Here is a 25,341-nt window from a genome sequence, read left to right as displayed (position 1 = left end):
AAACATGAAAAAAATTCTACATGCCTTACTGCTGTTCCTGGCCATCGCAGGATACTCGCAGGAAACCCGAACTATTACGGGGATCATTCAAGATGAAGCAGATTTGTCGCCAATTCCTGGTGCGTCTATCTTCGTTGAGAATAATTCCATTTCAAACAAAACTGCTATGGCAGGTATTATTCAAAGTGAAGCTATTGGAACTACTACAGATTTTGATGGTAAATTCTCTTTGAAAATCGCAAAAAATGTTACTTCATTGAGAGTTGTTTTCATGGGATACAAATCGTATACTCTTGAATTAGACGGTCAAAAAAATTATACAGTTAACTTAAAATCTGAAACTGCAAAACTTCAGGAGGTTGTCGTAACTGGTTACCAAAAAATCGAGAAAAGAAAACTTACTGCTGCAGTTTCTAAAATAGACATGGCTGCAATCCAGCAGACAGGGGTTTCGAGCATTGACCAATTATTAGTTGGACAAATTGCCGGAGTTGCTGTAAGTACTCCATCTGGAGCACCTGGAGCACCTGCTAAAATTAGAATCAGGGGTACGGCTTCTTTAAACGGTTCACAAGATCCTTTATGGGTACTTGATGGTTTACCATTAGAAGGAAATGATATTCCTAAAACATTCGATAAAGATAATATCGATGTACTAAACAACTACTCTATCGCTGGCTTAAACCCAGACGATATTAAAGATATTACTATTTTAAAAGATGCTGCTGCAACAGCTATTTACGGTGCACGTGCTGCAAATGGTGTAATCGTAGTAACTACTAAAAAAGGACGCGCTGGTAAAATGGTTGTAAGTTTTAATACTAATACCTTTATTACTCAAAGACCTGAGTTTTCTAAATTAAACTTAATGAATTCAAATGAAAAAGTTGATTTCGAACTTGGTCTTGCTGCACGTGAAGATTTAACTTTCAGAGATTCATCTGGTGAAGTTACACGTATCTTAAATGGAGCAAATGAATTAAATGCATACAGAGCCGGAGGATTTTCTGCTTTAAGTGCTGCTACACAACAATCTATCAATACATTAAGAAGTAACAATACAAACTGGGGCAACTTATTATACCAAACTGCAATTAATACACAGCACGGTTTAAGTTTATCTGGTGGTGGTGAAAAATCAGATTACTATTTCTCTTTAGGTTACTATGACGAAAAAGGGACAACTGTAGGAACTGGTTTCAAACGTTACAACTTGACATTAAAGAACAACTACGAAATTACAGATAAATTCAAAGTTGGAGTTGGTATTTTTGGGTCAGAAAACAAGACTACATCTTATCTAACAGATACAAACGCATATACAAATCCTGCAAACTACTCTAGAAACGTAAATCCATATTTAACTCCTTACAATGAAGATGGAAGTTATAAATATGACAAAGAGGTAGTTGGACTTGTTGGTGGTAATTATATTCCATTTAACTTTTTAGAAGAAAGAGAAAATACTTCTTACGATTTAAAAACAAGATCTATAAAAGCATTATTAGATGCTGAATATAAAGTTACTAAAGATTTAAAAGTAACTTCTCAATTAGGTTTACAATTAGACAATACATCTAGCGAAAAATATGCTGGTGAGAACAGCTATTATACAAGAGTACAAAGAGAAAGATCAAAATACCAAAGCGGTCAAAAATATTTTCTTCCTGTTGGTGGTATCATCCAAAATACAAATGCAGACTTCTTTCAGTATAACCTAAAAACAATGGTGAATTACACTAAAACTTTAGGAGAAAAACATGAAATTGAAGCTATGGTTGGTAATGAATTAAGACGTAATTACGCAACTTCTATTGCAACTAAAGGTTTTGGATATAATGAAAAGAATTTAACTACACAGCCAATTTTGTTCCCAAATGCATCTTCAGCAGTAGAAAAAATCTGGACACCGTATGCTAAAACTCAAAACGAAAATGCATTTGCATCTTTCTTTGCTACAGCATCGTATACGTACGACAGAAAGTATAGTATTTTTGGAAGTGTTAGATATGATGGTTCTGATTTATTTGGTGTAGATCCAAAATATAAATACTTACCACTTTATTCAACTTCTGCTTCATGGGCGGTTTCTGAAGAAAATTTCTTAAAAGATAATTTAACACTTTCTAATTTAAGACTTCGTGCTTCTTACGGTTTACAAGGTAATATTGACAAAGGTACATCTCCTTATGTAGTAGGTGAAAACAATACAGGTGTAATTCTTCCTGGCCAAATCGAACCTACTGTTGTAGTTTTACGTCCGCCAAATGAAAAATTACGTTGGGAAAAAACTACCAATACAAATATTGGAGCTGATATTGGATTATTCAACAACCGAATCAGCATTGTAACTGATTTTTACGGAAGAAAAAGTACTGACTTAATTGGTCTAAGATCACTTCCGTTAGAAAATGGTTTTGAGTTTACAAACATGAACTGGGCACAAGTAAGCAACAAAGGTTACGAGATTACTTTATCTACAAAAAATATAGACAATCCTAACTTTAAATGGAACACAAGCATCAACTTCTCTCACAACAAGAGTAATGTAGATCGTTTACAAGTTAGAGATAACAGCTTATTACCAAATCAGGAAGGTTATGCAGTAAACGCTGTATTTGGATTTAAAACAAATGGTATCGACGAAAACGGTTATCCTTTATTTGTAAACAAACAAGGTGAAACAGTAAACGCTCAGACTTTCTTTAAATTAGTAGATACTTTGCCAGATTTCCCTGGACTTATATCAGACACACAATTAACACCTGCTGAGTTTAGAGATTTATTTGTTTATTTAGGAGACAGAGATCCTAAGTTTACAGGAGGTATTACCAATACATTTAAAGTAAGTAATTTCGACCTTACAATTGCAGCTTCTTTTAACTTAAAACAAACAGTTACAAGAACTCCTCCATACAATGGAACACAAGTAGACAGAGGACAAAATTACAGCAGAGATATTTTAAATGCTGCATCGTCTACAAATAAATCTAATTTACCTGGAATTACAAGTGAAACAAGTGGTAGTGGAGATTCTTGGATGGCATACCAATATTTCTCAACAATCAATTCTATTCCTACGATGAATTACTTAGATACTTGGGCAAGCGAAATGAGCTATATGAGATTAAGCAGTATGCGTTTAGGTTATACATTACCAAAAACATTTACTGATCATATCAATATAGCAAGTATCAGATTAAATGTTGAAGCTAGAAACTTATTTGTAATAAGTTCTGATTATAAAGGTTACTTTGACCCTGAAACTTTTGGAAACATTTATGCGCAACCAGTTCCTAAATCATTCACTTTAGGATGTAATGTAACTTTCTAACAAATTAAAAATGAAAAAAATCTCAAAATATATACTACTTTTTGTTGCAGCAATTGCTGTAACAAGCTGCGATGACTATTTAGACGTCCAGCCTATGGGAAAAGTTATTCCTGAAACATTACAAGATTATCGCGGTCTGCTTACATCAGGATATGTAACTTATCCTGATCACAAATCATTAACAGCAGTTCGTACTGATGAGTTAATATTACAGTCAGATAGAGAGAACGATATTCCGTTATATCAGGATATCTACACTTGGAAAGATGCAGGAACAGATTACCGAGCGGTAAGTTTTCCATATGCAAACTTATACACTGTAATTTTTTATACAAATGTTATCATTAATGATGCTAAAGGAAAACTGACTGATTCTCCTGAAAAAGATCAATTAATTGGAGAAGCTTACGCTTTAAGAGCAATGGCTTATTTTGATTTGATTAACTTATTTGGAAAACCTTACAATGCTGCAACAGCAGGTTCTGACAAAGGAGTTCCATTAGCATTAAAAGTAGATTTAGAGCAAAATTTTCCTGCTGCAAGTGTAGAAACAATTTACAATCAAATTATTTCTGATACTAAAGAAGCAGAAAGTTTACTTACTTTAGACAAACAGACAAAAGGATTAAACTATCGTTTCTCAAAATCAGCTTTATATAGCTTAGAAGGCCGTATTTACTTATACATGCAGCAATGGCAGAAATCTCAGGACGCAGTTAATAAGGCTCTGGCTATAAACAATGCTTTAATTGACTTAAAAGCAACTCCGGTTTTAGCAACCCAATACGATTTAAAAGAATCTATTTTAGCTCTTGAAATAAACTATGCTAATAATATTCAGATATTATCATTTGCATCAGATGATTTAATTGCTGCTTACAACCAAACAACAGATTTACGTTTTCCAATTTACTTTTCAGCAGATGGAAGTAATTTCATAATCGAAAAAGGTGTTAATGATAAGCAAAAATGTTCTTTCAGAACATCTGAATTGTATTTAATAAAAGCTGAAACTTCATTAAAACTAGACAATCTTGCCGATGCTAAATCTACTGTTTTAACTTTCATTAAAAACAGATATACAGCATCTGGATTTACACAGCTTGAAAGCGAAATCGCAGCAATGAATGCAGCAGATTTAACAACCTTCATTTTAGCAGAAAGACAACGTGAATTTGCTGTTGAAGGACAGCGTTGGTATGATTTAAGAAGAACAACTCAAAAACAAATCATTCACACGTTCGGAGGTCAAGAATATACTTTAAGACAAAACGATCCGCGATACACCATTCCTTTTCCGGCAAACGCGAGATTAAACAATCCCAATCTATAAGTTACCTATTGTTTTTTTTGAAAAAGGTCCAGTTGCAAAACTGGGCCTTTTTTGATTTTTTGCCAAAAAAGAATGTTTTAATCACAACAAAAATTAAAACAACATTAAAAACATATTGCAAAAAAACCAGAGAAAATTATATTTGCAAAATCATTTAAGGGTTCTTACGTAAAAATGAAACTTTTTTAACTTTAAGAAATAATGAGAATTGCCATTGTCGAAGACGAATATCTTGCTTCCAGTTATCTAAAATCAATTTTAGAACAGCAGGAAATTTTACAGATTGCAGAAATTACAGTTTTAAAATCGGTAAAAGAAGCCGTCGACTTTTTTAAACAAAACAGTGTCGATCTCGCTTTTATGGATATTCACCTTGGCGACGGAAAAAGTCTTGAAATTTTTGAAAAAACCACAATCTCCTGCCCCGTTATTTTTGTTACCGCTTATGACTCTTACGCCATTTCGGTTTTCAAACATTTTACAATAGACTATCTTTTAAAACCATTTGAAGAACAAGAATTACTTGAAGCTCTTTTTAAATTCAAAAAAATTAAAGACAGTTTTAATGCCGATAATACGATTCAATCTTTAGTAGCATTAGAAAACCCTGAAACGAGCAAAATCCAGCGTCATTTTCTCGTTAACCACGGATATAAACTAATTTCAGTAAACGAGTCTGAAATCACCTATTTTGCAGCATCGGGAAAACATTTGTTTATATATGTAAAATCAGGAAACAGTTTTTTGTACAATAACACACTTACAGACATTATAAACAGCCTCGATCCTTTTACATTTTTTAAGGTAAACCGAAAATATATCGTAAACCGAAACATTATAAAAGAAGTCGTAAAACATTCCAACCAAAAAATAGAATTGATTCTAAATGTTCCTGCTGTCGAAAATGACCCGATTTTGATCAGCAAAAAAGAAATAAATAATTTCAAAAACTGGCTTGATCAATAATTTTGACATAACATTTTCTTAATTTTTTAACTTTCACCCAAAATCATAAAACTGAATTATTCTTAATTTGGGCACCAAAATCTGTCTAAAAACTGTCAAAACCATTTTAAAACGTTAAAATAGCGTTATAAGAATCATAAATTTGACACTTCATTACCAGCACAATAGCATTCTTCATTTTGGAATTCTTTATCTTTGAGAGACAAAATTTAAATGAAAAAGAAAATGCCACATAATAGATTTTATCCTAACGAAGTATTCAAAGAAATAGAAATAAACGCCTCATTACAACTTAAATATGCCATTTCAAACAGAGGAAGATTAATAAGCTTTACTGACGAAATTGAAAACGGCCGCATCCTGAAAGGCGGTTTAAGCGATGGTTACCCAACCTTTAGATTTAAAGTCAAAAAAGACGATAAAATCATCAACAAATATTTATTTCTCTACAAATTAGTTGCCCAATATTTTATACCAAAAGATTCTGAAGATCAAACCTATGTTCTGCATCTGGATTACAACCGAAGCAACGACGATGTAAGCAATTTACGCTGGGCTACAAAACAAGAAATGATGGCACACAGCCGTAAAAGCCCAAGAGTTATTCAGGCCAAAAAGAATCTGATTGAACACAACTTAAAAGCCGACGGAAGAAAACTGACTACAACAAAAGTCATGTTAATCAAAAAAATCCTGGCAAGACCAGAACAAAAAACACGTCTAAAAATGATTGCCAAACAATTTGGCGTAAGCGAAATGCAGATTCGCAGAATTGCAAGCGGCGAAAACTGGGGACATGTGAAAGTTTAATTACTGAAACTTAACAAAACTTATAATTCAATTTTTATCACTCTAAGCGAAGTCGGAAATCTTTAAAACACTAAAGATTTCCGACTTCGTTCAGTTAATGAAAGTTTTATTTTGCAGATTTTAAGTAAAAAATATAATTTTCAATTCATAATTCACAATTTGCAATTCACAATTCAATCGATTTCTGTGAAAAGAACAATATCTGTTTGTGTAAAAACAAATTTTCAGGCGTTCATTTAAAATAAATCCTTAAATTCGCAAGCACAAATAACAAAAGAATCATCGAAAAATGAGTTTCGGAAAAGTATAAACTTCATTTTCGATAGTTAATATTAAAAACCAAAAAAATGAAATACGACGTTATTGTTTTAGGAAGTGGTCCTGGAGGATATGTAACAGCGATTAGAGCTTCACAATTAGGCTTTAAAGTAGCTGTAGTAGAAAAAGAAAACTTAGGTGGTGTATGTTTAAACTGGGGATGTATCCCAACAAAAGCATTATTAAAATCTGCTCAGGTTTTTGATTACCTTAAACACGCTTCTGACTACGGATTAAAAGTTTCTGAATTCGATAAAGATTTCCCAGCAGTTATTCAGCGCAGCCGTGGTGTTGCAGAAGGAATGAGCAAAGGAGTTCAATTCTTAATGAAAAAAAACAAAATTGACGTTATCGAAGGTTTTGGAAAACTAAAACCAGGAAAAAAACTTGACGTTACTGATAATGATAATAAAGTTACAGAATACAGCGCTGATCACATTATCATCGCAACTGGTGCACGTTCTCGCGAATTGCCAAACTTACCGCAAGACGGTGTAAAAGTAATTGGATACCGTCAGGCAATGACATTGCCAACACAGCCAAAATCTATGATTATTGTAGGTTCTGGGGCAATTGGAGTTGAGTTCGCTCACTTCTACAACTCAATGGGAACAGACGTTACTATTGTAGAATTTATGCCAAACATCGTTCCTGTAGAAGATGAAGACGTTTCTAAACAAATGGAGCGTTCTATGAAAAAAGCGGGTGTAAAAATCATGACAAACTCTTCTGTAGAAAAAATTGATACTACAGGAAACGGAGTAAAAGCAACTGTAAAAACAGCAAAAGGAGAAGAAATTCTTGAGGCTGACATCGTACTTTCGGCAGTTGGAATCAAAACAAACATCGAAAATATTGGTTTAGAAGAAGTTGGAATCGCTGTAGACAGAGATAAAATCTTAGTAAATGCTTACAACGAAACTAACATTCCGGGATACTATGCAATTGGAGACGTTACTCCAGGTCAGGCTTTAGCTCACGTAGCTTCAGCAGAAGGAATTAACTGTGTAGAAAAAATCAAAGGTTTACACGTAGACCCAATCGATTACGGAAACATTCCTGGTTGTACATATGCAACTCCAGAAATCGCTTCTGTAGGATTAACAGAAAAACAAGCAAAAGAAAAAGGATACGAATTAAAAATTGGTAAATTCCCATTTTCAGCTTCTGGAAAAGCAAAAGCTGCCGGAGCTGCAGACGGATTCGTAAAAGTAATCTTTGATGCTAAATACGGAGAATGGTTAGGATGCCACATGATTGGTGCTGGTGTTACAGATATGATTGCAGAAGCAATTGTAGCTCGTAAACTAGAAACTACTGGTCACGAAATCCTTAAATCTATCCACCCTCACCCAACAATGAGCGAGGCTGTTATGGAAGCTGTTGCAGACGCTTACGGCGAAGTAATTCACTTGTAAAAATATACAAAGTAAAGATTAATAAACCTTTACGGAGTTATATATAATTTTCAATTTATAAAATCCGATTTGTGAAAACAAATCGGATTTTTTTTATTTCTATAATCATACAAAAAGTAGTAATTTTCTTTATTTTTGTATTTAAAATAAAAGACTCATGAAAGAGATTCAACTTGGTCCTCTTAGTATATCACTTCCAAATCAAACATCTGCAGTATTTACTATTTTTGAAAATTTAGCAGATTTCTTTGATACCGAATATCAATCAGAAGCAGTAAACTTATTAAATAACAAACTAAAAGAAACTGTATTAAAACCAAAACCTAATATAAATTACGAAAGTGATTATACACACATAGACAGTAGAAGTGCTGATACTATTTTTGCAGTCGCTAAAATCATTAACGAACTTTGTGTTCAAGAAAAACATCAAAAAATTTCTGAGTCGGAATTTAATGAAATTTACAATCAACTAAAAAATCATAAAAGACCACCAAGGCAAAAATGGAAAATAGGTGATGTATTTTCTGTTCCTTTATTAGAAAACAATTTTTCATTTGGACAAGTAGTTGGCACGCACATAACTAAAACTTCTCCAACATGTATATTAATTGACATACTAAAAAAGGATCAAAATGTTTCGATAGAAGAATTACAGAATGCCAAAATAATAACCATTCAAAATTTAGATTCAGAATATCTTTCAAATCATACATTTAAAATAATAACAAACATAAATATCCTGGTAGATCCTTTAAAAGCTAAAAAGGGACATTCAACATCAGATAATATTTTAATTCTACTAGCTAATGCTTATTATGGATTTGAACCATGGAATACTTTAGGTGACGAAAAATATTATGATAAAATATTATTTGAAGGAATGGAAAGGCCAAAAAATATAATATGGCTGAATGAAACTGAAAGAAGCAAATACAGAAGAGAAAAATTCAAAATAGACGAAAACAACAATTTCATAAAATAGATAGATATTACAAAATTATGTACGTTTATGAATTCAATTTTGTCATTTCGACGAAGGAGAAATCTTCACAAGAAACTCGACAAAGATGGGCTATTATTTATATATCAACCAGCTCTGAGTTATATATAATTTTCAATTTAAAAATCCGATTTGTTTCACAAATCGGATTTTTTTGTTTAAAGCAGGAAAAAAACATCACATTTTCAGTGTATTACGAATTTAAATTATTTAAAAAACTGGTTTGTCAGCTTTTAAGTTGACAACTTTGTCAAAAAATTGTTTGAGATTTGCACAACCACTAAAAAACTCACAGTAAAGAAGTTTTTCCATTTCCTTTGAAAACAAATAATCAACACACTTTTGTCATTTCAACGAAGGAGAAATCTCCGCCAGTAACTCGACAAAGATTAGCAACTTATTAATGCTATTTTTTTTCCTAAGGTTGAAAATGGCAAAACTTTATCGACAAAACTTATGATAAACTTTACGGAGATTTCTCCTTTGTCGAAATGACAAACTTTTTCAATTAACAAATACGAGCATGCTTTATCTAAAACAAAAATCATAAAAACCATGACAACTATTAGAAAGTTAAAAATCCATTCTAAATACCAAAAACGCACTTACAAAGACATTACAATTCCAGAAATAAGGCTTGAAGGCAAATGGCTTGAGAAACTCGGTTTTAAACAAAATCATACGATTATTGTAGAAGAAATGAAAAACAAACTGATCATTACTGTCGAAAATAATTGAGGCAAACCAAATACAAACACAAAACCACCATACAAGCCTTTAATTTTAATAAATAAAAAGTTGTTAAAAACTTGACATAAGAAAAGTTCGACATCGTGTTAAAATTCTTATTTTTATTCCGTATAAATAAGAAAGCAATGAAATTACCTTTTATAGAAATAATCGAAGCCACGACAAGCGATCCTAATTTATTGATGTGGAAGTTTTATGATGAAGATAAAGAAATCAAGAACGGAGCTAAATTAACCGTTCGTGAAAGTCAGCAGGTTATGCTTTTAAACGAAGGACAGCTTGCAGATATTTATTCGCCGGGACTTCATACCTTATCTACCGAAAACGTCCCCGTTTTAAGCAGACTTAAAGGCTGGAAATACGGATTCGAAAGTCCGTTTAAAGTAGATATTTACTTTTTCAACACCCATCAATTCATTAATAATAAATGGGGAACTCCTGCTCCTATTCTGCTAAACGATCCTCAATTTGGACAAATCAGAGTTCGTGCTTTTGGAAGTTTCGATATAAAAATTGCAGATCCTGCTAAATTCTTTCGTCAATACGCAGGAACTTATCATCAATTGACCATTTTCGAATTACAAAATCAATTACGAGATTTTGTTGCTCCAAAATTTGGAGAAGTTCTCGCTAATGAAAATATCACCGTAACTGATATTGCCGGAAACATTACTCAATTAGGAAAAAAAATCGAACCGTATTTACAACCCTATTTTCTTCAATTAGGAATTGAACTAACCCAGTTTGTAATTACAAGCGTTACCCTTCCGGAAGAAGTTACAGCACATTACGATAAAATTACAAGCATGAATATGGTGACTGATATGGATAAATTTACCAAATTCAACACCGCCACAGCCATTGGAGATAAAGGAACCGCGCTTCACGATGCTACTCAAAATGCATTGAGCATGGGAATTCTTTTAAATCAATTACAACAAACAAAAGAAACTCCAAAACAGGAAACAGCAGACGATTTAACTTCAAAACTTCAAAAATTAAAATCGCTGTTTGATGCCGGTTTAATAGACGAAGACGAATTCAAATCCAAAAAATCAGAACTATTAAGTCAATTATAATGGAAGAGAAAAAAGTCAATTCGTTTTTAGACAGACTAAAACAAAAAGCGCAGAACCAAACCAATTACGGCGGTGAAACAGAAATGACCGACGCCAAAATGAATGCAAAAGACTGTCCAAACTGCGGCGCAGGAAGAGCCAAACAAGATGGTTTAACCCACTGTGCTTACTGCGGATTTGAATTCTTAACCGTAAAACTTACAGACGGAGTATATATTAAAAAAGAAGATAATTCAATTTAAAAAATCATATAACGTGTTCGGACTATTCAACAAATCAAAAGACAATCAAAAGGAAAAAGAAAAACCAAGACAGGAAGCATTTCCAGAATGGTATGCAGAACTTCAGGAATCACAACAAAGATGGTTTACTTTCTTAGAAAAACTGGAAGAAAAAATGGAAGAACTGGCAACAGCTTCAATTCCGGAACTAAAACAGATTTTACAGGAAGATGAAGATCTTTATAAAAGAACTTTTCATAGAGTATATTCTGGCGTTATGGGTCAGCTTAACAATATTCGTGAAAAAGCCAGAAACACTTACGAAGAAAAAATCAGCAGTATTTATTACGATCTCGATTCAAGAATTTCGGTTTTAGATAACAATCACAATCTGCTTTCAGATTTTAGAAGTGCATGTTCAGATCGTCACGAAGAATTTGACAACAAATACGATTATTGGCGAAAACAAATTGATAAAACTCAGGAACGCGATCTTGAAATCGAATATCAAAAAATATTAGACGAATACGAAACCATTAAAAACAAATTCAACTGCACACAATGCGGCGGTAATATCGAAATTGAGAAAATATTTTTAATCGAAACCTATATTTCATGTCCGTATTGCAAAACGCAAAACACATTTGCGCCAAGCACACAGGCAAGAAATCTTCAAAATATTGCCAGAGGTTTAGCCGAGCAGAGAACAGCGCATTTGTATGAAGAATTTGAAATAGAAAATAATAAAGAACGTGAATTGTATCATCAGCGTCATGAATTAAGCCTGAGTAAAATTCACGAAAGTGATAAAAAAATCTTAAGCGAAATTCAGGCAAAAATGGACGAATTAGAAGAACAAAGACAATTTGTTATTAAAAATGCGCCAAAACTGCATCAGACTTATCTAAGAGCGATGTATGACGAATGGAATAAAATCACGCCGGATTTAAAAGACCACAACGAAAAAATGTATCAAAATCAATTGCAGTATCTATAATTAATTAACCCTAAAATTTAAAAAATGTTTAAAAAACTTTTTGGAGCTCTAACAGGAGACAACAAGCAGGAAAATCAAAACCAAAATTATGAAGCACAAACTTCAAACGATAATTATGAAAATGATTACGAAGAAGAATACACAGAAGTAGAATACGATCCGGAAACTTTACACGGAACACATTATAGTGTAGAAGATTTTGATGCAGAAGTAGCTGAAAGAGCCGAAGCATGGATTGCAGATGAACGCGCAAGCGGCGAAAATCTTGAAGAAAAAGATATTCAAAACATCTATTTCAATTATAGAAGAACAGTTTATACAGAATGGAACAACTGCGACTCTGACCAAATGATTCGTTTTGAACATGCAAATTCTTTAAAATACAGCGGAATCCAGACTTCAGGTTTTGTAAAAGTAGACGATAACAATCCGTTTTTAGAACCTGTACATGGAGTAGATTTAAGAACTTACACTGCAATGTGTCTTAAAATCAGCGCAGGCGTTGATTACCTTGAAGTTTGTAAAGCAATGGGATTTGAACCGGCAGTTTGGGAAGAATTAAACACAATCTGGCCGCAGCGTATGGGCGAAGATACTTCGTTTACGGTTACAACTTTATTTGGTCAGTATTATGCTGAAAACGTTACGGTTCCTCAATTAGAAAACCTTAAAGCCGAAGTTTCTGAAGAAGGAGCGGCAAACTTAGAAAGAATGAAAACGGACCGCTATTTCTACGAAGAACTTGCCGGAGCAAGACAAGCAGCGTATGAATACGGACTTGACGGTGCTCAATGGATTTTGGATAATTTCGGAATCAATTTAGCTGACTTTCAATCTGTGGCAATGCAATGGCTTACAGAACAAAATCAAAACTGGAATTCTGCAGATATTACAGAATTTCATGATTATCAGCAGGAAAAACAAAAAGAATATGCCGCAAAATTTGCTGCAGAACAAGGAGGAAATGTTGCAGATGATGTAAATTTCTAAATTCAATTTCTTTTGATGATAAAAAACCGATTTGCAAAACAAATCGGTTTTTTATTCGTTTGTATTTCTCACAAAACTCAAAAACCTTTTAAATAATATATAATGGAAAACACGCCTATATTCTTTGCCGATGGAGAAAATCCAAAAATGATCGAAGCCTACCAAAAAGCGCAGGAAACCTTTAAATATTTCTGGAGAGAATTATCATGGGAATACCGCAGAATAGTTCCCGGACTAGATGTTGCCTGCGTAAAACTGGCTTTTACTCAGGAAATAGACGGCGAAACCGTAGTTGAACACATGTGGATTAACGATATAAATTTTGACGGCGATACGATCTATGGAATACTCGTAAACCAGCCAAACGAATTAACGAACGTTAGTAATGGAGACGAAGTAGAAATTCCGGCAAATCAAATCAGCGACTGGTTATTTGCAGCTCAGGGAAAAACCTACGGCGCTTTTACCATACATGCAATGCGCTCAGAAATGAGTGACAATGAAAGAGAAGAACACGACGAAGCATGGGGATTAGATTTTGGAGATTTTAATGATATTCTGGTAGTTTCTGACCAAAAAGAAAAACCGGAAAATCTTATAGAACATCCTATGAGCAAAAACATGAAGGAAAGCCTTATTGATTTCATAAAAAATAATCCCGAAGAAATAACAGGAACAGATGAGTTAGGTTATACTTTTCTGCATCGCGAAACCATTGCCGGAAACAGTACATCGGTAGAGGTTTTACTCGAATCCGGCGCCGATGTGAATGCTAAAACAGAAAACGGAAAAACAGCATTAGATTATGCAAAACAGTTAAACTGGGAACACTTAATTCCTTTATTGAAATAATTTTTAGTCAAAATCCGGTTTGTAAAAGCAAATCGGATTTTAATTTTCAAAACCCATAATATTTTTTCACAAAACATAAATAAAAACTTACATTTGTGATCTTGTTTTAAAAGTTTACAAAATGTCTTTCAAATTTTCGGCGACAGTTAAGTCACTATCAAATAAACCGTTTACAGTAGTATTATGTCTTCTTTCCCCTTTACTATTTACCTCTTGTTATTCGTATAAAATTTACCCAAAGGAATATCGAAATGTAAAAAACATTACAGAAAAAGAAACTGTTTATGTTTTAAACGATACCTTAAAAAAAGAACTTAAAATTTTAGAGAAATCAGATCTCTTTACTTTTACCAAAGACAGCACAAAAACCAATTTAAAAATAAAACTTTATCCTATAAGACAATATCCTGCATGTGGAAATCCAATTATTGCTCAGGTGCTTACTTTAGGCCAGTTACCAGTAAACTTACCAAACCAGTATGAATATCAATTTGACAGAATTGAAAAAGGAAAAATTACACCTCAAAAGTTTAATTTAGGCATAACCCAGAGATATTGGTTTTGGGATGCATTTACATTCAGTAGAAATTTTGAAAAAAAAGCAGGAAAGGTATTACTAGCCCAATATCAGGATAAACAAAATTAAAATGCTGTTTTTAAAGATTGAATTATTTTTCGTTTTCCAGCGAAAAACTAATCTTTTTTTTCATCTGTTTAAAGTAAAGAATGTGCTACTTTTGCAGCACCAAATCTAATCCGCAAATGTGATGAAAAAAATATTCTTCATTATTTTAATTATCTTGTTTTCACCAAGTATTGTACTTTCTCAAGCCAAAAAAGAAAAGAATGTAACTGCAAATTCTAATGACTTTTTTTCAAAATCGTATGATTATGTAAACGACTTCGAAAAAATCATGAATGCTGATCAAATTACAACACTCAGCAATACGCTTAAAGCATTTGAAAAAAAACACCTTTATAAAATTACCGTTGTAACTACAGCTTCAATAGCACCTTATAATGCCTTTCCGGATTATGCCTTAGAACTAGACAAATATCTGGCTGCAGATCCAAAATTAGACCCAACTATTTTAATTGTGGTAAGCAAACAGTTAAGACAAATTCAGGTACAAAGCATTGATCTTATACGCTACAAATTAAGCGACAGCGATACACAAAGCATTATTACCACTTATGCCGTTCCTGAATTTAAAAAAGGAGATTATTCTAAAGGGTTGGAACTTGCCGTTGAGCAAATCATGAATAAACTAAAAACATATTAATTAAAAAGAAACTTCTTTCTTAACTTCAAAACTCATATCTTGTATATTGCTTTAATCATAATAAGATATACATGACATTAGAAGAATATAAAAAAGAATTTTCAGAAGATGATGCCGTTGGATGGCTTGAAATTGATAAGGTATTTGATGAACTTTATCCGGAACAGGAACCCAAACATTTTGCACCAGCTATAAGTTATATGCTTGGCGGTGAACATCCGCTTGACGGCGTCAGCATTTACGAAAGTAAAAAACAAGAAGAACATTTTCATTTTGTAACCTACGGTTTTTCTGAACTCTATTACAACGAAGAAAAAGTCAACGGCGAATTCAGTAAATGGGGATTTGAACTTACTTTTAGATTAAAACCTTTTGAAGCCGATAACGGTAACCCAAGCTGGGCAGTTGCGCTTTTACAAAACATTGCCAAATATGTTTTTGACAGCGGAAACTGGTTTGAAGAATTTCATTACATGCCCGCAAACGGTCCCATAAGACTTGATACCGAAACTGATATTACAGCACTGGTTTTTGTAAACGACCCCGAAATCGAAAAAATACAAACCCCGCACGGCGAAGTAACATTTCTTCAAATTGTGGGAATAACTTCGGCAGAATATGAACTTATAAAAGAAAATCCAACCCAGGTAGAAGAATTAGTAAATAAATTAAAAGAGAACAACCCTTTATTAATAACTGATTTAAACCGAAAATAAAATGGCAAATTCTTTCTATTCCTACTCTGCTTTTATTGCGCCTGGTTCAAATGCAGATATCGCAATTTTAAAGGATTACCTAGAGTCTTTTTATAGCGAATCTGATGCTGAAAATCCTCAAATTGTGCTGGACAATAATGAAATAAAACTCACTTTTGATGATGAATATAACTTTTACATTTATTTAGCAGAAGAAGAACATATCAATCAGGAAGCTCTTGAAATTGCAGATGACCTCGAAGAAGATTGGAATGAAGACATTTACGACAAAGAAAAATTAAGGGCTTCGAAAAAAAGATTTGAAGTTTGGGGCGATCCCGATTTTGACATGGATTATTTTAACGACAGTCTTTTTATAATAGACCAGATCGAACAATTCAGCGACGTTATTATTTTTCAAAACCAATAAAAACTCTCAAATCCGATTTGTATAAACAGATCGGATTTTTTTATGATAAATTCTAATTACTAAAACTTAAGTGGAAACAATTTTTATTTATTTTCGTAAACTAAAGGCTACAAAAACAACATTAATAATATAATTGAAAATGCTTAACCTTATAAATCAATACAGAAAAAATCAGGACAATTCTTTATTACATGATTTTGAATGTAAACATAATGGCAAAACAGAATACGGCCATAGTTTTGATGAAAATTATTGGTCGAGAAATGATTTAATATTTGAGTTGTATAATAATTATAATATTGAAGACAAAAAACTCATTAAGTGGTTATTACAAGAACAAATAAAAGGTATTGAATTTGATATTCCCGTTTATGCACTTGATGTATGCGCGTTCATGCTATACAAGTTAATGGAAAATGAAGATATTTATGATTTATACCTAGCTAAATTTGGCACTGGTACTGATGCTCAGTTTTTTGTAGACATTGAATTAATTTTTGGCTTTGATAAAGAACAAACCAAAGAATACTTAAAAAATCAGAAAAAAAATAAACGGTTAAATAATAAGATTATCAAAATCATTAACTATTATGAATCTCATCCTAACGGAAAATACAGAAACAGAAAAGATTATATAAATTATTTTGAGACAAAAAAAATAGAAATAATCAAAAGTGATCTGGAAGAATACCTTAATACCACAGGTCGTGATTAGATAAACAGATCAGATCATCAAAGAAAAATCCGGTACTTAAATTAAAAAATCAACAAAAAATATTGAAAAAACTGATCCGTTCCAGTCGACTATAATGCACAGAACTAATAATCCTAAATAAGTTTTGATGTAACTGCTGATTAAATATCAAAAAATCCGATTTATGAAACAGATCGGATTTTTTGTTTTTTGGCTGTTAAAAAAACGTTCCAAGCCAGATATTTTAATAACTTTAGGTTCAAAATACCGCATTATGAAAGAAATATCAATTGTTGAATTCACTTCTAATCTGGGTTTAAAAGAACCGTATCCGGGCAAAGAACCAGGCGTAAATCGTTTGCCTGACTGGTTATGGAAACACAATCTGCATAAACTTATTAAAGCCAAAAATATTATAAGAGTCGATCCGCCAAGATATTCGAACATAAAAGATCCTCAAACCAACATTTTAAATGCCGATTCGCTGGTTACCTATTCCAGAGAACAAGCTTATTTAATCAATAATTTAATCAGCGCGAATAAGTTCCCTTTTGTACTTGGCGGCGACTGCAGTATTCTTCTGGGAGTTGCAATGGCTTTAAAACAAAAAGGAAATTACGGTTTGTTTTATCTCGACGGACACACTGATTTTATGGATGTTTCTTTATCTGAAACCGGCGGTGTGGGCGGAATGGCCGCTTCTATTGTTACCGGAAACGGACCAGAAAAACTTACCAATATTCTCAATTTATCGCCTTATATAAAAGAAGAAAATCTTTGGTGCGTTGGCAATCGCGAATATGACGACGAATACGAAAATCAAATCAAAAAATCTTCTGCGACTTATATTAGTCTAAAAGAACTGCGAAAACAAGGAATTAAAAATACTGTTGAATCTTTTCTTTTAGAAGTAAAAAGCAAAAAACTCGACGGCTTTTGGCTTCATATCGATGTTGATGTTTTAGATGATGCTGTTATGCCATGCGTAGACAGCCGAACTCCGGATGGTTTAACGTATACAGAATTTAATGAGCTTACCTCCTATTTGTTTAAAAATCCAAAATTAAGCGGACTCGAAATTACTATTCTCGATCCGGATTTAGACGAAACAGGAGAATACACAAAAGAATTTGTATCTAATATTACGGCGGCTTTCAATCAAAACTTTAATACATAATCTGCAAAACAGCAGAAAAATGAATTACAGAATAATGTCTAAAATCATAACCAAAAACCAAAACCATGATCAAAAAAATTATATTGTTAATTGTTATTCTCTTTTCTGCAAAAATTACTGCACAGGAAGAAGCTTTTCAAATTCCGGATTACAAAGCCATTGAAAAAGAAATTCAGGATAAAAATTCTCCTAATTACTATCCAAAACTAATGGAAAGATTAGTAAAAAACGATACACTTTTAACAGCCGAAAATTACAAGCATTTGTATTTAGGTTACGTTTTTCAGCCGGAATATAATGCATTCTGGACATCAAAAAACGAAAAAAAGTTACGCGAATTATACGGAAAAGAAAAACTGGAAACCGCTGATTATGACAAAATCATCGAACTAATAAACAGTACATTAAAAGAGTTTCCTTTTGATCTGAATCCCATAAATTATCTTGCTTATGTGTATCATTTAAAAGGCGACGAAGGAATGGCCAAATCATTATCCTTTAAATTTCACAGTATCATGAATACCATTTTATCCTCTGGCGACGGCAAAACCTGCGAAACCGGATTTCATGTTTTATTAGTCGATCACGAATATACTCTTTTGAGTTTTTTCGAACTTGAACCAAAAGGACAGTCTTTAGTAGGAAAATGCGATTATCTCAAATTTGAAAAAGGAAAATACAAAGTCGACGGTATTTATTTTAATATTGAAAAAATGCTAGAAAACGAAACCAAAGCTTTCAAAAAATAAAACAGATATTAATGAAAATAACCGAAGCCGGAAAAAATGATTATGAAGCTTTAAAAAAGCTGTTTTTAGAAGAAAGAAAAAGAACTTTTTCATGGCTTGATACATCAGAATATCAATTAGACGATTTTGAAAAACAAACGCAGGGAGAATATATTCTAACCGCATTAATAGACGATATTCCTGTAGGTTTTATTTCGATCTGGAAACCCAATAATTTTATTCATCATTTATATGTTGATCAAAATCATCAGGGCAAAAAAATAGGAACAGAATTAATACAAGCAGCAATTGCAGTAGTAAAACTTCCGCTGACATTAAAATGTCTTGAAAACAATACAAAAGCAGTTGAGTTTTATAAAAAAATTGGATTTGCAGAAAAAGGAAAAGGAGATTCTGTCAATGGAACTTACATCATATTTGAACTCACAAAAAATATTGGCTAACCATGAAAATCAAAAGTCATGAACAAAGAAATTCAGGAATACAACGATTTACAAAGTCCCGGAGACAAAAAAATATGCGACATTTTAAGTTCTGAAATTGATATTTTTTTAACCGAAGCCGAAAATAAAATCTGGCACAGGCATCCGGTTTGGTTTATCGACGGAAATCCCGTTGTGGGTTACAGCAAATTAAAAGATTCTGTAAGATTACTTTTTTGGAGCGGGCAGTCATTTGATGAACCAAAACTGAAAAACGAAGGAAGTTTTAAAGCGGCCGAAGCCCAATACACCACATCAGACCAAATCAATATTGAAGATTTAAAAAGATGGCTCGACAAAGCCCGGAATATTCAATGGGATTATAAAAATATTGTAAAACGAAAAGGCGTTTTAATACGATTGAAATAACATTCCTCTTAAAATCATAATTTAAAACGCATTGTTTGCAACTCCACAAAATCAATATTAACATGAATATCTTAATCGTTTACAGTCATCCCAGTAAAAAGTCTTATACTTTTCAGGTTTTAGAACAATTAAAATCAGCCATAAAAAAACAAAACTGGAATCTTGAAATTTCAGATCTATATGCATCGAATTTTCAAAGTGATATGTCTGAAGAAGAATACGAAAGAGAAGGCTTTGCAAAACTAAATCTTCCAATTTCAAAAGACGTACAGGCTGAGCATCAAAAAATTGAAAAAGCCGATTGTATTATCTTTCTCTATCCGGTTTGGTGGAGTGATTGTCCGGCAAAACTAAAAGGCTGGTTCGATCGGGTTTATTCTGTTGGATATGCTTACGGACAGACAAATGATTTTCCGAGAATGAAAACCATTCCACATGGTCTCGTAATCTGCACTGCAGGGCATCCAAATGCTTTTCTTTCAGAAATTGGAATGGCACAAAGTATGGAAACCATTATGCTGGAAGATCGTTTAGGAAAACGTTTTACAAATAAAGAAATGCTTATTCTGGGAGGAACTTTAAATCTCGAAAATGTAATGGCAAATCATTTTTTAGAAATAGAAAAAGCTGTCGAAAAAATCAAAAATCATCTCGAAAAAACTCCAAATTAAAACAAGAAAAAATTCAAAACCAACGGCCGATTTTTATTAACAGATTTCAAATTAGAATATCAGTGGAATTTCCTTATATTGCGTAGAACAAAAATTACAAGCATGTCAAAAAATATTGAAAGTCTTATTCCACATAGGGCACCATTTCTTTTTGTCGATGAAATATTATCTTTCACAAATGAAACAATTATTGGTACTAAAATTTTTAACGAAAAAGACAACTGGCTAAAAACTACTTTTAAAATATTTGATTTCATACCGGGCGCTATTTTAATAGAAGCCATGGCACAATGCGGCGGTGCCGGCGTAAAACTTTTAGGAATAACCGACGGAATATTTGGTTTAGTAAGTATTGAAGACGCACAATTTTATGGCAAAGCCAAATTTGGCGAAAAAATAAAACTCGTTATTGAAAATATACGTTTAGGCGAAAAAATAATAAAACAACGAGGAACAGCCTATATTGATGATAAACCAATTGTAGAAGCAGGCTGGATGTGTGTAAAAATTTCTTAGTAAAAATTTTTACACACCACATAATAAATAAAAATATTCTTACTAATACTTTCCAATAAATACCTATTTTTGCTTTCAAATAAATAAAAATGGAAGAAACAGTAATCGAAAAATCTGATTTTAAAGAGATCCCGCAGCAAAAAATATATTCTGAAAAAGCAATTCGAGCTGGAACTTTTCTTGGAGGTCCTTTAGTCGCAGGATATTTTTTGAGTGAAAATTTTAAAGCTTTTAATGATTTCGAAAAAGTAAAAACAACGTGGATAATTACGCTTATTTCTACGGTTATTATTTTTGCACTTATATTTATAATTCCTGAAAATATTAATATTCCAAATATAGTTTTTCCTTTAATTTATACGGGAATTGCTGCGTATTTTATAAAACAATATCAGGAAAAAAACATAAACGAGCATCTTAAAAACGGCGGAGAAGAATTTGGCTGGGGAAGAACAATTGGAGTTTCAATTGCAGGCTGCATTCTAACTTTTGCTGTTATATTTTCGATTTTTTTTGCGATCGATACAATCAACAATCCTTCTTATACAGAAACATCGAAAACCTATGGCACTATGAATCATGAAATTGTTTATGAAGACAATGTCAAAGTTGAGGAAGCTGATAAAATTGCTGAAGCTTTTGAAAAAACAACTTTTTTTGACCAGTATCAAACAAAGTTTGTTCATTTAAGAAAAGATGGGAATACCTATGAAATCTCAATATCGTGTACGGAATCCATTAAAAGTAATCCAACAGATTATTTAGCGTTCGTAGAATTACGTAATAATATGCAGCAGCTTTTTCCTAACAACAAAATTATTTTTAATCTGGTTGTTGATAATCTTGATAATGTTGTAAAACGCATTGAGTAAATTCAATTAATTCTCAAAAAATATGTCGAATGGATATCATGCGATGATGTATTCATGAGAATATTTTGTCCGAAATCCCCCTTAGAATTGTCCTTTTAAAAACCTAACATATTGATTTTTAAAACATAAATTTGATATTGAAATTTAAAAATCATAAAAATGAGTACAACAGATTTTACCACAGCAATACAAGTAGAACAATCTCCGGAAGACGTTTTTAATGCCGTAATCAATGTTCGCGGCTGGTGGTCAGAAGAAATAGAAGGCAATACCGCAAAACTTCACGATGAATTCGAGTATCATTACGAAGACGTTCACCGCTGTAAAGTAGAACTTGTAGAAGTAATTCCAAATCAAAAAATCATCTGGTTAGTAAAAGAAAACTATTTCAATTTTACCGAAGACAAAACGGAATGGACAGGAACAAAACCTACTTTTGAGATTACCCAGAAAGACGGAAAAACAGAACTTCGTTTTACACACGTTGGTTTAACTTCAGAATACGAATGCTTTGAAATCTGTCGCGGTGCCTGGACCAATTATATTCAAAACAGTTTAAAAAAACTTATTGAAACCGGAAAAGGCGAACCAAACGCAACCGGAAAACCCCAAACAGAAAACGAAAAAAGATTATCAAAAAAATAAAAAACGCAGCATCTAAGAACCTCAAAAACTTAGAAGCTAAAAAAAGACTACAACAATAGTAGATTTGGCTACAGCTCTTTTTTTGATGCATTGCAATTTTGTAACATCAAAAATTAGAACAGATGAAAATTACTATTACAGGTTCTTTAGGGAACATCAGCAAGCCACTGGCTAAACAATTAATACAAAAAGGGCATTCTGTAACTATAATTACCAGCAGTGCCGAAAGAAAAACTGAAATCGAGGAACTTGGCGCAAAAGCAGCCGTTGGTTCTGTAAACGATCTTGAATTTCTAACCAAAAATTTTGCAGATTCAGATGCTGTGTACTGCATGATTCCGCGTGCCAATTATTTCGATCAAAATCTGGATTTAGATGCTTTTACCCGCACAATAGGAAACAATTACGCCGAGGCCATCAAAAATTCGGGTGTAAAACGAGTAGTTTTCTTAAGCAGTATTGGAGCACATTTAAAAGAAAATTCAGGAATTATTCAGCGTTACAATGAAATCGAAGCTGTTTTAAATACATTGCAAAATGTTTCAATAACATTTATGCGTCCAACTTCGTTTTATTATAATGTACTGGCTTATATTCCTATGATTAAAAATCTGGGATTTATCGCCACAAATTATGGTGTAGATGCAATGATTCCATGGGTTTCTCCAAACGATATCGCAGAAGCAATTGCAGAAGAACTAACTTCTCTGCCTGACGGAAATAAAATTCGTTATGTAGCAAGCGAAGAACTCACCGGACAGGAAACAGCAAAAATATTAGGCACAGCGGTAGGAAAACCAGATTTAGAATGGAAATTCATTACTGACGAAGAAACCCTAAACGGATTAATTTCTGCGGGTATGCAGCCTAAAATTGCCAATGGTTTAGTCGAAATGTACGCTGCACTTTACAATGGTTTACTGGCAGAAGATTATCTAAAAAACAAACCGACAGTTTTAGGAAAAACAAAACTGGCAGATTATGCACAAGAATTTGCTGCAATATATAATCAAAAATAAGTAATTTAGGTCATGGCAAATCAACAACTCCATCGAATAAAAAGTATCAGCGAATTTCATGAGTTTCGAGATTTGCCAAAACCTGAACATCCTTTAGTGAGCGTTTATAATTTTGAAGATTTAAAATACCTCAATAAAGAAGAACCAAAAAGCCTTATTTTAGACTTCTACTCAATTGCATTAAAAAGAAATGCCAATGCCAAAATGCGTTACGGCCAGCAGGAATATGATTTTAAAGAAGGCGTTTTGTTATTTATTGCGCCTGGTCAGGTTTTTTCTATCGAAGGCAATTTAGAACTGCAGCATACAGGTTATTCACTATTAATACATCCCAGCTTTTTGTGGAATACACCGCTTGCGCAGAAAATAAAACAATACGAATATTTTGGTTATTCAGTTCATGAAGCCCTGCATCTTTCAGATAAAGAAGAGAAAATGATTATCGATATCATGAAAAATATTCAGCAGGAATATCAGGCCAATATCGACAAATTCAGTCAGGACGTAATTATTGCCCAAATTGAACTGCTTCTTACCTATTCTGAACGCTTTTATAACCGCCAGTTTATAACCCGAAAAATAAGCAATCATGAAATTCTTGCGCGTTTAGAAAAACTGCTCGAAGACTATTTCAACAACGATTCGCTTACTCAAAAAGGACTTCCAACAGTACATTTTATTGCCGAAAGTCTAAATGTTTCGCCCAATTATTTAAGCGGACTTTTAAAACATCTTACAGGACAAAGCACTCAGCAGCACATTCACAACAAACTCATAGAAAAAGCAAAAGAAAAACTTTCTACAACCCATTTATCTGTAAGTGAAATTGCTTTCGAATTAGGTTTCGAACACCAGCAGTCGTTTAGCAAATTATTCAAAACCAAGACCAATGTTTCGCCATTAGAATTCAGGCAGTCTTTTAATTAAAAAATATTTTAACTAAATCGAATTCATAATTTTCATAAATTCGTAAGAATAAAATCAGAATTATGGACCCCGCTTTAAGGAATACTCTGGCCGTTGTTACCGGAATTATTATTGGAAGTTTAATAAACATGAGCATAATTTTAATCAGCAGTTCGGTAATTCCGCTGCCGGAAGGAGCTGATAATTCAACAATCGAAGGACTTCAAAAAACCATTCATTTATTTGAGGCAAAACATTTCCTTTTTCCCTTTCTGGCACACGCCATAGGAACCTTTACCGGAGCCGTTACAACCGCTTTACTTGCTGTAAACCACAAAAAGAAACTGGCTTTAGCAATTGGAGCGTTTTTTTTATTTGGCGGTATTATAAGTGTCAGTTCACTCCCGTCTCCAACCTGGTTTACCCTTATAGATTTGGCTTTTGCCTACATTCCGGCCGCATATCTCGCTTTGAAATTAGTCTGCAAAAAACAACTGAAATTCGAATACTAATATCCCAAAAATGAAAGACGAATCTCCTAAACAAAAACCGGCGAAAATGTGTTATGAACATATAGGTGGTAAACTGGGGCAGTTACTTGCGGTATCTTTTGCCGAAAAAGGCTGGATTGAAAAGAAAAACAATTCAGATAAACACTTTTATATTACTGATTTAGGCGAAAAAGAATTCACAAAACTAGGTATCGATATTGCTGAAGTAAAAGACATAAAAAAATATTAAATATAATAAAAATACTACATT

At 32.9% G+C, this 25,341-nt stretch carries 29 protein-coding genes; all 29 read left to right on the top strand.

What is annotated here, in order from left to right; all coding sequences use genetic code 11:
- Nucleotides 1–4 precede the first annotated feature (4 nt).
- Nucleotides 5–3,334 (top strand): SusC/RagA family TonB-linked outer membrane protein, encoded by a 3,330-nt coding sequence (locus tag ABD859_RS18285; RefSeq protein ID WP_345146044.1) that lies wholly within the window; start codon nt 5–7, stop codon nt 3,332–3,334.
- A gap of 10 nt (nt 3,335–3,344) precedes the next feature.
- Nucleotides 3,345–4,667 (top strand): RagB/SusD family nutrient uptake outer membrane protein, encoded by a 1,323-nt coding sequence (locus ABD859_RS18280; protein WP_345146043.1) that lies wholly within the window; start codon nt 3,345–3,347, stop codon nt 4,665–4,667.
- A 201-nt stretch (nt 4,668–4,868) separates the two neighbouring features.
- Nucleotides 4,869–5,633, top strand: a complete 765-nt coding sequence (locus ABD859_RS18275; RefSeq protein WP_345146042.1) for a LytR/AlgR family response regulator transcription factor — start codon at nt 4,869–4,871, stop codon at nt 5,631–5,633.
- Nucleotides 5,634–5,858: 225 nt separating this feature from the next.
- Nucleotides 5,859–6,443, top strand: a complete 585-nt coding sequence (locus ABD859_RS18270; RefSeq protein ID WP_012026640.1) for an NUMOD4 domain-containing protein — start codon at nt 5,859–5,861, stop codon at nt 6,441–6,443.
- A gap of 347 nt (nt 6,444–6,790) precedes the next feature.
- A complete protein-coding gene (lpdA, locus tag ABD859_RS18265) occupies nt 6,791–8,179 on the top strand; it encodes a dihydrolipoyl dehydrogenase (RefSeq protein ID WP_345146041.1) in 1,389 nt (462 codons plus the stop codon).
- A gap of 157 nt (nt 8,180–8,336) precedes the next feature.
- A complete protein-coding gene (locus tag ABD859_RS18260) occupies nt 8,337–9,164 on the top strand; it encodes an Imm26 family immunity protein (RefSeq protein WP_345146040.1) in 828 nt (275 codons plus the stop codon).
- Nucleotides 9,165–9,737: 573 nt separating this feature from the next.
- Nucleotides 9,738–9,920 carry a SymE family type I addiction module toxin gene (locus ABD859_RS18255; protein ID WP_345146038.1) on the top strand — a complete coding sequence of 61 codons (183 nt, stop codon included), beginning with the start codon at nt 9,738–9,740 and terminating at the stop codon, nt 9,918–9,920.
- 137 nt (nt 9,921–10,057) lie between these two features.
- Nucleotides 10,058–11,011, top strand: coding sequence for an SPFH domain-containing protein (locus ABD859_RS18250; protein ID WP_345146036.1), 954 nt, complete (start codon nt 10,058–10,060; stop codon nt 11,009–11,011).
- Entirely contained in the window at nt 11,011–11,253 is a 243-nt protein-coding gene (locus tag ABD859_RS18245; RefSeq protein ID WP_345146035.1) for a hypothetical protein, read from the top strand. The genes ABD859_RS18250 and ABD859_RS18245 overlap by 1 nt, the downstream gene beginning before the upstream one ends.
- Nucleotides 11,254–11,266: 13 nt before the next feature.
- Nucleotides 11,267–12,229, top strand: a complete 963-nt coding sequence (locus ABD859_RS18240) for a hypothetical protein (protein ID WP_345146034.1) — start codon at nt 11,267–11,269, stop codon at nt 12,227–12,229.
- Between the two features lie 24 nt (nt 12,230–12,253).
- Entirely contained in the window at nt 12,254–13,219 is a 966-nt protein-coding gene (locus ABD859_RS18235) for a DUF6620 family protein (RefSeq protein WP_345146033.1), read from the top strand.
- Between the two features lie 102 nt (nt 13,220–13,321).
- On the top strand, nt 13,322–14,071 hold the full coding sequence (locus ABD859_RS18230) for a DUF2314 domain-containing protein (protein WP_345146031.1): 750 nt from the start codon (nt 13,322–13,324) through the stop codon (nt 14,069–14,071).
- A gap of 121 nt (nt 14,072–14,192) precedes the next feature.
- On the top strand, nt 14,193–14,717 hold the full coding sequence (locus tag ABD859_RS18225; protein ID WP_345146029.1) for a hypothetical protein: 525 nt from the start codon (nt 14,193–14,195) through the stop codon (nt 14,715–14,717).
- A 121-nt stretch (nt 14,718–14,838) separates the two neighbouring features.
- Nucleotides 14,839–15,354: a TPM domain-containing protein gene (locus ABD859_RS18220; RefSeq protein ID WP_345146027.1), complete on the top strand. Its 516-nt coding sequence runs from the start codon at nt 14,839–14,841 to the stop codon at nt 15,352–15,354.
- Between the two features lie 71 nt (nt 15,355–15,425).
- Nucleotides 15,426–16,070 carry a suppressor of fused domain protein gene (locus ABD859_RS18215; protein WP_345146025.1) on the top strand — a complete coding sequence of 215 codons (645 nt, stop codon included), beginning with the start codon at nt 15,426–15,428 and terminating at the stop codon, nt 16,068–16,070.
- 1 nt (nt 16,071) lies between these two features.
- Nucleotides 16,072–16,479, top strand: coding sequence for a hypothetical protein (locus ABD859_RS18210; protein ID WP_345146023.1), 408 nt, complete (start codon nt 16,072–16,074; stop codon nt 16,477–16,479).
- A gap of 139 nt (nt 16,480–16,618) precedes the next feature.
- Nucleotides 16,619–17,194 carry a hypothetical protein gene (locus ABD859_RS18205; RefSeq protein WP_345146021.1) on the top strand — a complete coding sequence of 192 codons (576 nt, stop codon included), beginning with the start codon at nt 16,619–16,621 and terminating at the stop codon, nt 17,192–17,194.
- A 253-nt stretch (nt 17,195–17,447) separates the two neighbouring features.
- Entirely contained in the window at nt 17,448–18,350 is a 903-nt protein-coding gene (locus ABD859_RS18200) for an arginase family protein (protein WP_345146019.1), read from the top strand.
- A gap of 65 nt (nt 18,351–18,415) precedes the next feature.
- Nucleotides 18,416–19,099, top strand: coding sequence for a DUF4919 domain-containing protein (locus tag ABD859_RS18195; protein ID WP_345146017.1), 684 nt, complete (start codon nt 18,416–18,418; stop codon nt 19,097–19,099).
- Between the two features lie 11 nt (nt 19,100–19,110).
- Entirely contained in the window at nt 19,111–19,542 is a 432-nt protein-coding gene (locus ABD859_RS18190) for a GNAT family N-acetyltransferase (RefSeq protein WP_345146016.1), read from the top strand.
- Between the two features lie 18 nt (nt 19,543–19,560).
- Complete coding sequence (locus ABD859_RS18185) at nt 19,561–19,950, top strand: DUF1801 domain-containing protein (protein WP_345146015.1); 390 nt, start codon at nt 19,561–19,563, stop codon at nt 19,948–19,950.
- Between the two features lie 62 nt (nt 19,951–20,012).
- Complete coding sequence (locus tag ABD859_RS18180) at nt 20,013–20,621, top strand: NAD(P)H-dependent oxidoreductase (protein ID WP_345146014.1); 609 nt, start codon at nt 20,013–20,015, stop codon at nt 20,619–20,621.
- Between the two features lie 102 nt (nt 20,622–20,723).
- Nucleotides 20,724–21,137 carry a 3-hydroxyacyl-ACP dehydratase FabZ family protein gene (locus tag ABD859_RS18175; RefSeq protein WP_345146013.1) on the top strand — a complete coding sequence of 138 codons (414 nt, stop codon included), beginning with the start codon at nt 20,724–20,726 and terminating at the stop codon, nt 21,135–21,137.
- An 89-nt stretch (nt 21,138–21,226) separates the two neighbouring features.
- Nucleotides 21,227–22,009, top strand: a complete 783-nt coding sequence (locus tag ABD859_RS18170; protein ID WP_345146012.1) for a hypothetical protein — start codon at nt 21,227–21,229, stop codon at nt 22,007–22,009.
- A gap of 159 nt (nt 22,010–22,168) precedes the next feature.
- The gene (locus ABD859_RS18165) at nt 22,169–22,654 is read left to right on the top strand and encodes an SRPBCC family protein (RefSeq protein ID WP_345146011.1); all 486 of its coding nucleotides are present in this window, start codon (nt 22,169–22,171) and stop codon (nt 22,652–22,654) included.
- Nucleotides 22,655–22,776: 122 nt separating this feature from the next.
- Nucleotides 22,777–23,673: an SDR family oxidoreductase gene (locus ABD859_RS18160; protein WP_345146010.1), complete on the top strand. Its 897-nt coding sequence runs from the start codon at nt 22,777–22,779 to the stop codon at nt 23,671–23,673.
- Between the two features lie 12 nt (nt 23,674–23,685).
- A complete protein-coding gene (locus ABD859_RS18155; protein WP_345146009.1) occupies nt 23,686–24,600 on the top strand; it encodes a helix-turn-helix domain-containing protein in 915 nt (304 codons plus the stop codon).
- Between the two features lie 62 nt (nt 24,601–24,662).
- A complete protein-coding gene (locus ABD859_RS18150; RefSeq protein WP_345146008.1) occupies nt 24,663–25,091 on the top strand; it encodes a hypothetical protein in 429 nt (142 codons plus the stop codon).
- A 10-nt stretch (nt 25,092–25,101) separates the two neighbouring features.
- A complete protein-coding gene (locus ABD859_RS18145; RefSeq protein ID WP_345146007.1) occupies nt 25,102–25,320 on the top strand; it encodes an ArsR family transcriptional regulator in 219 nt (72 codons plus the stop codon).
- The last annotated feature ends 21 nt before the right edge of the window (nt 25,321–25,341 follow it).

The sequence above is a fragment of the Flavobacterium ginsengiterrae genome, assembly GCF_039539785.1.
Classification (GTDB): Bacteria; Bacteroidota; Bacteroidia; order Flavobacteriales; family Flavobacteriaceae; genus Flavobacterium; species Flavobacterium ginsengiterrae.
The sequence above is the reverse complement of the archived record's forward strand: the minus strand, read 5'-3'. Positions and strand labels throughout refer to the sequence as shown.